This window comes from Bacillus sp. AFS001701, from assembly GCF_002559405.1.
Lineage (GTDB): Bacteria > Bacillota > Bacilli > Bacillales > Bacillaceae_G > Gottfriedia.
The window spans coordinates 1-7,268 of sequence record NZ_NTZO01000211.1 but is presented as its reverse complement, the minus strand read 5'-3'; the positions used below and the strand labels follow the sequence as shown (position 1 = coordinate 7,268).

5 protein-coding genes and 1 riboswitch are annotated in these 7,268 nt (G+C 31.1%); all 5 genes read left to right on the top strand.

Annotated elements, in window-relative coordinates; translation table 11 throughout:
• The first annotated feature begins 353 nt into the window (after nucleotides 1–353).
• Nucleotides 354–501, top strand: a riboswitch (FMN riboswitch).
• Nucleotides 502–825: 324 nt separating this feature from the next.
• The 5 genes from ribE (at nucleotide 826) to CN514_RS14425 (ending at nucleotide 7,173) form a co-directional block, all read left to right on the top strand.
• Entirely contained in the window at nucleotides 826–1,473 is a 648-nt protein-coding gene (gene ribE / locus CN514_RS14445; protein WP_098233195.1) for a riboflavin synthase, read from the top strand.
• Between the two features lie 12 nt (nucleotides 1,474–1,485).
• Complete coding sequence (locus CN514_RS14440; RefSeq protein WP_098233194.1) at nucleotides 1,486–2,679, top strand: bifunctional 3,4-dihydroxy-2-butanone-4-phosphate synthase/GTP cyclohydrolase II; 1,194 nt, start codon at nucleotides 1,486–1,488, stop codon at nucleotides 2,677–2,679.
• 17 nt (nucleotides 2,680–2,696) lie between these two features.
• Entirely contained in the window at nucleotides 2,697–3,158 is a 462-nt protein-coding gene (gene ribH, locus CN514_RS14435) for a 6,7-dimethyl-8-ribityllumazine synthase (protein ID WP_097976649.1), read from the top strand.
• Between the two features lie 146 nt (nucleotides 3,159–3,304).
• A complete protein-coding gene (locus CN514_RS14430; RefSeq protein WP_098233193.1) occupies nucleotides 3,305–4,591 on the top strand; it encodes a class I SAM-dependent methyltransferase in 1,287 nt (428 codons plus the stop codon).
• Nucleotides 4,588–7,173: a metallophosphoesterase gene (locus CN514_RS14425; RefSeq protein ID WP_098233192.1), complete on the top strand. Its 2,586-nt coding sequence runs from the start codon at nucleotides 4,588–4,590 to the stop codon at nucleotides 7,171–7,173. The genes CN514_RS14430 and CN514_RS14425 overlap by 4 nt, the downstream gene beginning before the upstream one ends.
• The last annotated feature ends 95 nt before the right edge of the window (nucleotides 7,174–7,268 follow it).

Sequence of the window (7,268 nt, the reverse complement as noted above, 5' to 3'; positions counted from 1 at the left end):
GATTTTATACAAATTAAAAAATACATTCAATTGTTTTTTTAATTAAGCTAAGTTCATTTGATTTCGGGATCCGTAAGTCTTACTTTCTACATTAATTATAGAACTTAATTTTCTTTGTAATTACTTTGATATTAATATTTATACAGTATTGTATTGGCGCGTAAAAAATCTATAAAGTACTAAGAGTAAAAAAAAAATTTTTTTTAACGAAAATTAAGTGTGAGTTTTTCCATATTTTATAAGGTTTTTTTCCATAATTTTGTTTTTTATCAGTTTGTTTTAAAAGAAAATAGAATCATAAATTCTTTACAACTAAATAATTACTAGTTATAATGAAACCAAATTTGATAATTAGTGTCCTTCGGGGTCGGGTGAAATTCCCAACCGGCGGTGTTGTATATTTTTATACTAAGCCCGTGAGCTTCATATAGATTTTTTATATGTTGCTGATCTAGTTAGAATCTAGAGCCGACAGTATAGTCTGGATGGGAGAAGGATGGAGTGCATATACGGTATGCTTATTTGTTTTTTCAAAAATACTATCCGTATAGGCTTAGTTCGTTGTACATTTGTACAACAATAGACGTGCTACAATACTGTCTTTTAATAGCTCATATTGTACTAGCGTTTATTTAAGTATGCTTCCTTTCTTAAACATCTATTGCCCCTTAGGAGTTTTCTAAGGGGCTTTTCACTTTTTCAAATTAATTTGAATTAGAGGGTGTGATAAGGTGGATCAACTATTTATGAAATTAGAGATGGATCTTACAAAGTCATTTATCGGGCTTGAGTGTAATATGCTTTTTCGAAATGAGGTGAAAAAACTTGTTTACTGGAATCGTTGAGGAAATAGGAACAGTAAAAAATATCGTAAAAAAAGGTAAAACTTTATTGCTAACAATTGACGCATCAGCCATTTTAGAGGATGTTCATTTAGGAGATAGCATCTCTGTAAATGGAGTGTGTTTAACCGTTACAGATTTTACTAAAAATGAATTTTCTGTGGATGTCATGCCTGAAACATTTCAAGCTTCCAATCTAAGTACTTTGGTTTCTAGCCAAAAAGTAAATTTAGAGCGGGCAATGGCTGCAAATGGAAGGTTTGGTGGCCATATTGTATCGGGGCATATTGATGGCACAGGTAAAATTATATCTGTAAATGCAATGGAAAACGCAGTAATGTATAAAATTAATATTCCAAGTTCGTTTGCTAAATATTGCCTACAAAAAGGCAGTATAACGATTGATGGTACAAGTTTAACAATATTTGAAGTTGAAACTGATATTGTAACAATCTCTTTAATTCCTCATACCCGCGCACATACAATCTTAGGCAGTAAAAAAACGGGAGACGTTGTTAATATTGAGTTTGATTTATTAGGTAAGTATGTTGAAAAAATGCTTGGTATGAATGAGACGAAAAAGAGTTCTGCAATAACAACTTCATTTTTATCTCAAAATGGCTATATATAAAGGAGTAAGATCATGTTCTCTAAAATAGAAGATGCAATTGAAGACTTAAAAAATGGAAAAATTATTATTGTTTGTGATGATGAAGATAGAGAGAATGAAGGAGATTTTGTTGTTATCGGAGAATTTGCAACTCCTGAAAATATAAATTTTATGGCAACACATGGTCGCGGTTTAATATGCGCACCTGTTTCTGAAGAGATAGCCAAAAAACTAGATTTATATGACATGGTAACAAAAAATACAGATTCTCATGGTACTGCCTTTACGGTAAGTATCGATCATATCGATTCTACTACTGGTATCTCAGCATTTGAACGTTCACATACTGTTTTACAAATGTTAAATGATGAATCAACTGGAGCAGATTTTAGAAGACCTGGGCATATGTTTCCTCTAGTCGCTAAAAACGGAGGCGTTATTGAGAGACCGGGACATACTGAAGCAGCAGTAGATTTAGCTCGAATGGCTGGATCGAAAGAAGTTGGTGTCATTTGTGAAATTATGAATGACGATGGAACAATGGCAAGAGTACCAGATTTAATTCAAATCGCAAACAAGTTTAATTTAAAAATGATAACAATTAAAGATTTAATTCATTATAGACAAGAAACGGAACAACTTGTAAAAAGAGAAGTTGAAATTAAATTACCAACTGATTTTGGTGATTTTAAGATGATTGGTTATACAAATGAGATCGACGGTAAAGAGCATATTGCGATTGTAAAAGGTAAAGTTGACGATGGTGAACCAGTGCTTGTACGTATTCATTCGGAATGTTTAACAGGTGATGTATTTGGCTCATGTCGTTGTGATTGTGGACCTCAGTTACAATCAACATTATCGATGATTGAGGAAGCAGGCAAAGGCGTAATTGTTTATATGCGACAAGAAGGTAGAGGGATTGGCTTACTTAATAAGTTAAGAGCATATAAGTTACAGGAAGAAGGCTTTGATACTGTTGAAGCAAATCTAAACTTAGGATTTGATTCAGATTTAAGAGATTATGCGATAAGTGCTCAAATTATTAAAGATTTAGGTATTGTGAGTATAGATTTAGTAACGAATAATCCAGTTAAAATAGATGCGCTAAAATCTCACGGAATCCAGATAAATAATCGAGTGCCAATTCAAACTGAAATGAAAATGGAAAACGAAAAATATTTAATTACTAAAATTGAAAAAATGGGACATTTATTACACTATTAAAAATGGGAGAGATTAAGATGAAATTTGAAGGAAATTTAGTAGGATCTGGACTTAAAGTTGCTGTAATCGTAGGACGTTTTAATGAATTTATTACATCAAAACTACTTGGTGGTGCAGAAGATGCCCTATATCGTCATGGTGTAGAAGAATCAGACGTTGATGTTATTTGGGTACCTGGAGCATTTGAAATTCCATTAGTTGCAAAAAAACTAGCAGATTCAAAAAAATATGATGCGATCATTACGTTAGGAACAGTTATTCGTGGGGCAACTACTCATTATGATTACGTATGTAACGAAGTAGCAAAAGGTGTTGCTGCTATTACTCTACAAACTGGTATCCCGGTTATTTTTGGTGTATTAACGACAGAAAATATTGAACAAGCGATTGAAAGAGCGGGCACGAAAGCTGGTAATAAAGGTTGGGATTCTGGTATTTCTGCAATTGAGATGGCTAATTTATTAAGAACTTTAAACTAAGTGTATATATAAATAGAAGAAACTGATTAAGGAGAGGTGAATTTTACCTCTCTTTTTTTATTAAATTAGCAATAATCCCTTAGAAATTACATGTTAAAATAAGAGTAATAATTTGATAATTCGAAAAGAAGGGATGATTCACTCAAGTGGCTATTTTTCAGTTAAACTCAAATAACCCTGATTTTTCCTATATAATTGCAAAAAATCCAAGCTCTGGGATGAGTATTAAGACAATTAGGAAGGGGAACGCGTTTGCGTGGTATTCTACAGAAGCTACATACAATGTTTATTTTAAGGATGCTGATAATGAAATTTCGTATAAAGAACAAGCAGAGGAAATGTTTGAATACTTAAATACGACAAGATATTGTTCAACCCTATTCCCTTTAAATGCAATCAACACATTCTTTTCTTCAGCATTCAAAAAATTACATGAAAAAGATCAGAATGAATATGAAAATAGCGTATTGATTAATGCTATTCATGTGAAAAACATTAGTTACTTAAACTTCTTTCAGAGGCATTTAAATGAATTTGATCTAACCTTTGAAGAGTTAGCTAGTAAAACTTATCAGCTACGTATTCATACAACAAAATCAATTCATGAGTTAATTCACTATACGACAGTTCTATGCGTATTCTTGAGTATCGTTTCAGATGAGTATATCGATTTTACAGACGATGTCATACGTAAATATATAACTAGTATGCAAGTCATTGATGCACCTTACTATATACGTTATTTATTTAATAGAAATGTGTTAAATAGTCGTAAAAAATTTTTTGCATTTAAAAATGAACTTGAAAAAACAAATCAATATGATATTGATTTTAAATTTGGAAATACTGCAAGGCAACGCCAGGAGTGGATTTCAGAACAGTTAAAATTTGAGCGTTCTATTCTTGATATTGGTTGTGGTGAGGGAGCGTATGCAATTCCTTATAGCCAAAAAATCAGTGAGTATGATTATTTCGCAATTGATATTGATGCCGAAATAAGAGAACGATTGAAATATAAAATAAATAACAAAGTGATTGAAAATATTGCAATCTATGAATCTTTATCTCACTTTCTAGAGTTTTACGACCGCGATTTGAATGTTGATGTATTACTAACTGAAGTTGTTGAACATATGAGTGTTAAGGATGCTACAAAATTAGTAAAGAGCGTACTATCTTATGTTAATTTTGAGAATTTTATCATAACGACTCCAAATGCAGAGTTTAATAATCTATACCAATTAGATGGATTTAGACATGATGATCATAAATGGGAAATGACAAAAGAAGAGTTTGTTAAATGGATTGATTCAATCTTAAGTAATACGACATATACGTATACATTCTCGGATGTAGGAGATCATGTAGACGGAATCTCACTTTCTCAGGCAGTTGTTATAAAGAAGCAAAAAGTAAAGGAGCATCAGGAATGAAAATCTCAACAAATGTTCATACGATTTTTCTTTTAGTAGGCTCTAGTGAATGTGGAAAAACGACTTTTGCAAAAAACATTTTAATTCCATCTTTATCTTATAGAGACGAGTCGAAAAATTATAAAACGAATATACAGTATTTATCATCTGATGATATTAGACGAGAAATATTAGGGGAAGATTTTGATAAACATAGTACGATTATGCTCGAGGCGAGTGAACAAGCATTTGAATTACTATTTACTAAATTAAAGATGGTTACAACGTTCCCAATTAATGCAGAATTTGTAATTGTCGATACAACTGGACTATCAGAATCATTCCGTGATCAAGTTGTAGAGATCGCAAATAAAAATTCATATAATGTTGATTTAGTATTATTTGATTATAAAAATATTCGTGAGTACTATTCTTCAGACCGATCAAAGAAATTAATAGATAATCATGTAAGACGTCTTCGAACAGAAGTAATTCCAAATATAAAAAGAAGTAATTATCGAAATATACACCGTATTCGTGAGAAGAATTTTCTTAATCCGACTGAATTTCAGATTAAAGTGGATAATATGGAGGAGTATATTTCTCGTAAGCTACCTACAAAATACAAATATACAATCGTGGGAGATATTCATGAACAGGTTCTCACATTTCAGAAGCTATTATCAAAAGCTGGTTTCACAGTTCAAAATAATCAAATAATAGAATCAGAGAAAAGTAGCAACCACCGCATACTATTAGTAGGAGATTGGATTGATAAAGGAAACAAAGTTAAAGAAATAATTGAGTTCATTTATTCAAACCGGACATGGTTTTATTTTATAAAAGGTAATCATGAAAGTTTTGTTAGTAAGTATTTATTAGGTCAATTAAAAGATTCTTCGATTGATCAGAGTTTAGTAGAAACATACTTTACTTCTATAAAAACGTTGGAAAATGATGAAGAGCTTCAAGGTAAGTTTTTAGAGCTGGTTAATGAAAGTAAGGAGTTTTATCACTATATAGGTGAAGATTTTCCTTCATATTATATTACACATGCTCCATGTAAAAAGAAATATATTGGAAAAATGGATAATAATTCATCACGCCATCAACGCTCTTTCCGAATTGATCGTAGTAATCCGATTCAGGAGCAATTACAATTTTTAGCTGAGGAAGCTGTTTCAAATCATCCTTATCATGTATTTGGCCATGTTGCGAGTAAGAAATTAATTCGTATTAAGAATAAATTTGGAATTGATACTGGTGCTGCTAGTGGGAATCAGCTGACTAGTATTAGAATTTATTCAAATAACCCATATTTATATAGTGTTTCTTCAGTTAATGATGATGTCGTGAATAAAGAAGAATTACCTGAATTATTTAAAAGAAGAGATAAAAATATAAACATAAATGTATTGGATCAAAAAGATAAACGTCGTCTCAATTACGTATTAAAAAATTCAATTAATTATATTTCTGGTACGATGAGTCCAGCTGATAAGGATACAAATGCGAATGATTTAGAGTCTTTAAAGCAAGGACTACAATACTATAAAGATAAAAAGGTTCAAGAAGTTGTACTTCAACCGAAGTATATGGGTTCAAGATGCAATATCTATTTATCTAAAACAATTGAAGATTGTTATGCAGTCAGTCGGAATGGTTACCGTGTAAAAAATGTTGATCTTTCTGGTGTGTATTCTAAGCTGTTAGAGCGATTAAGTGTATTTATGGAAAAAGAGAATATTAAAACTTTAATTCTAGATGGAGAGTTACTACCTTGGAGCGTATTAGGAACGGGATTAATAGAGGGGAAATTTAATGCCTTATCAAAATCATTGAGATCTGAAATAAGCATATTAAAAGAGACTGGATTTGATGAGCATTTTAACAAACTAATCTCTCGATATGAGCAAACAGATTTTCATGATGAAGTAAATCATACTACGAAACAAATAGTAACGAATAAATATGGTCATAATGACTATTCAACATTTAGTGCAGTAAAAGAAACGTTAAAGTCGTATGTACCAATTAAAAAGCATGAAGAGTTATTAGATATTTATGATGAGCAACTGAGAATATATGGAGCGGAATCAGAAATAGAGTATAAGCCATTTAATCTCTTAAAAATGATTTATGAAAATGGTGAAGAAAAATTACCTTCATTAAGTACTGCTGAAATTTTCTCACTCGTATCAGATGACGATTTCTTAGTTCTTTCATTGGACGATGAACATTACTTTGAAAAAGCTAATCGTTATTATAAAACGCTAACGACTACTAGAAAAATGGAAGGGGTAGTCATAAAACCTAACCATAAATCTTTCAATAGTGCTCCATTCTTGAAGGTTAGAAATGCTGATTATTTAACGCTTGTTTATGGATATGATTATAAATTAGAACATAAATATCAGAAGTTAATTAAACAAAAGCGGATCAATAAGAAGATAAATGCCTCAATTAAAGATTATGTTTTAGGGCAAAAGATGTTAGAATACCCATTATCTTCAATCTCAAATGATAATGAGCAGTATAAACAATTAATTGCAAATAAATTATTCGAAGAACAGCAGGCAAAAGAAATCGATCCTAGATTGTAAAATGAAACACCTTTTATGAATATAACATAAAAGGTGTTTCACGCTGTTGAAAAACAACCTTGTCAATTAAATAACCAAATTTTCGTAAAAGGAGT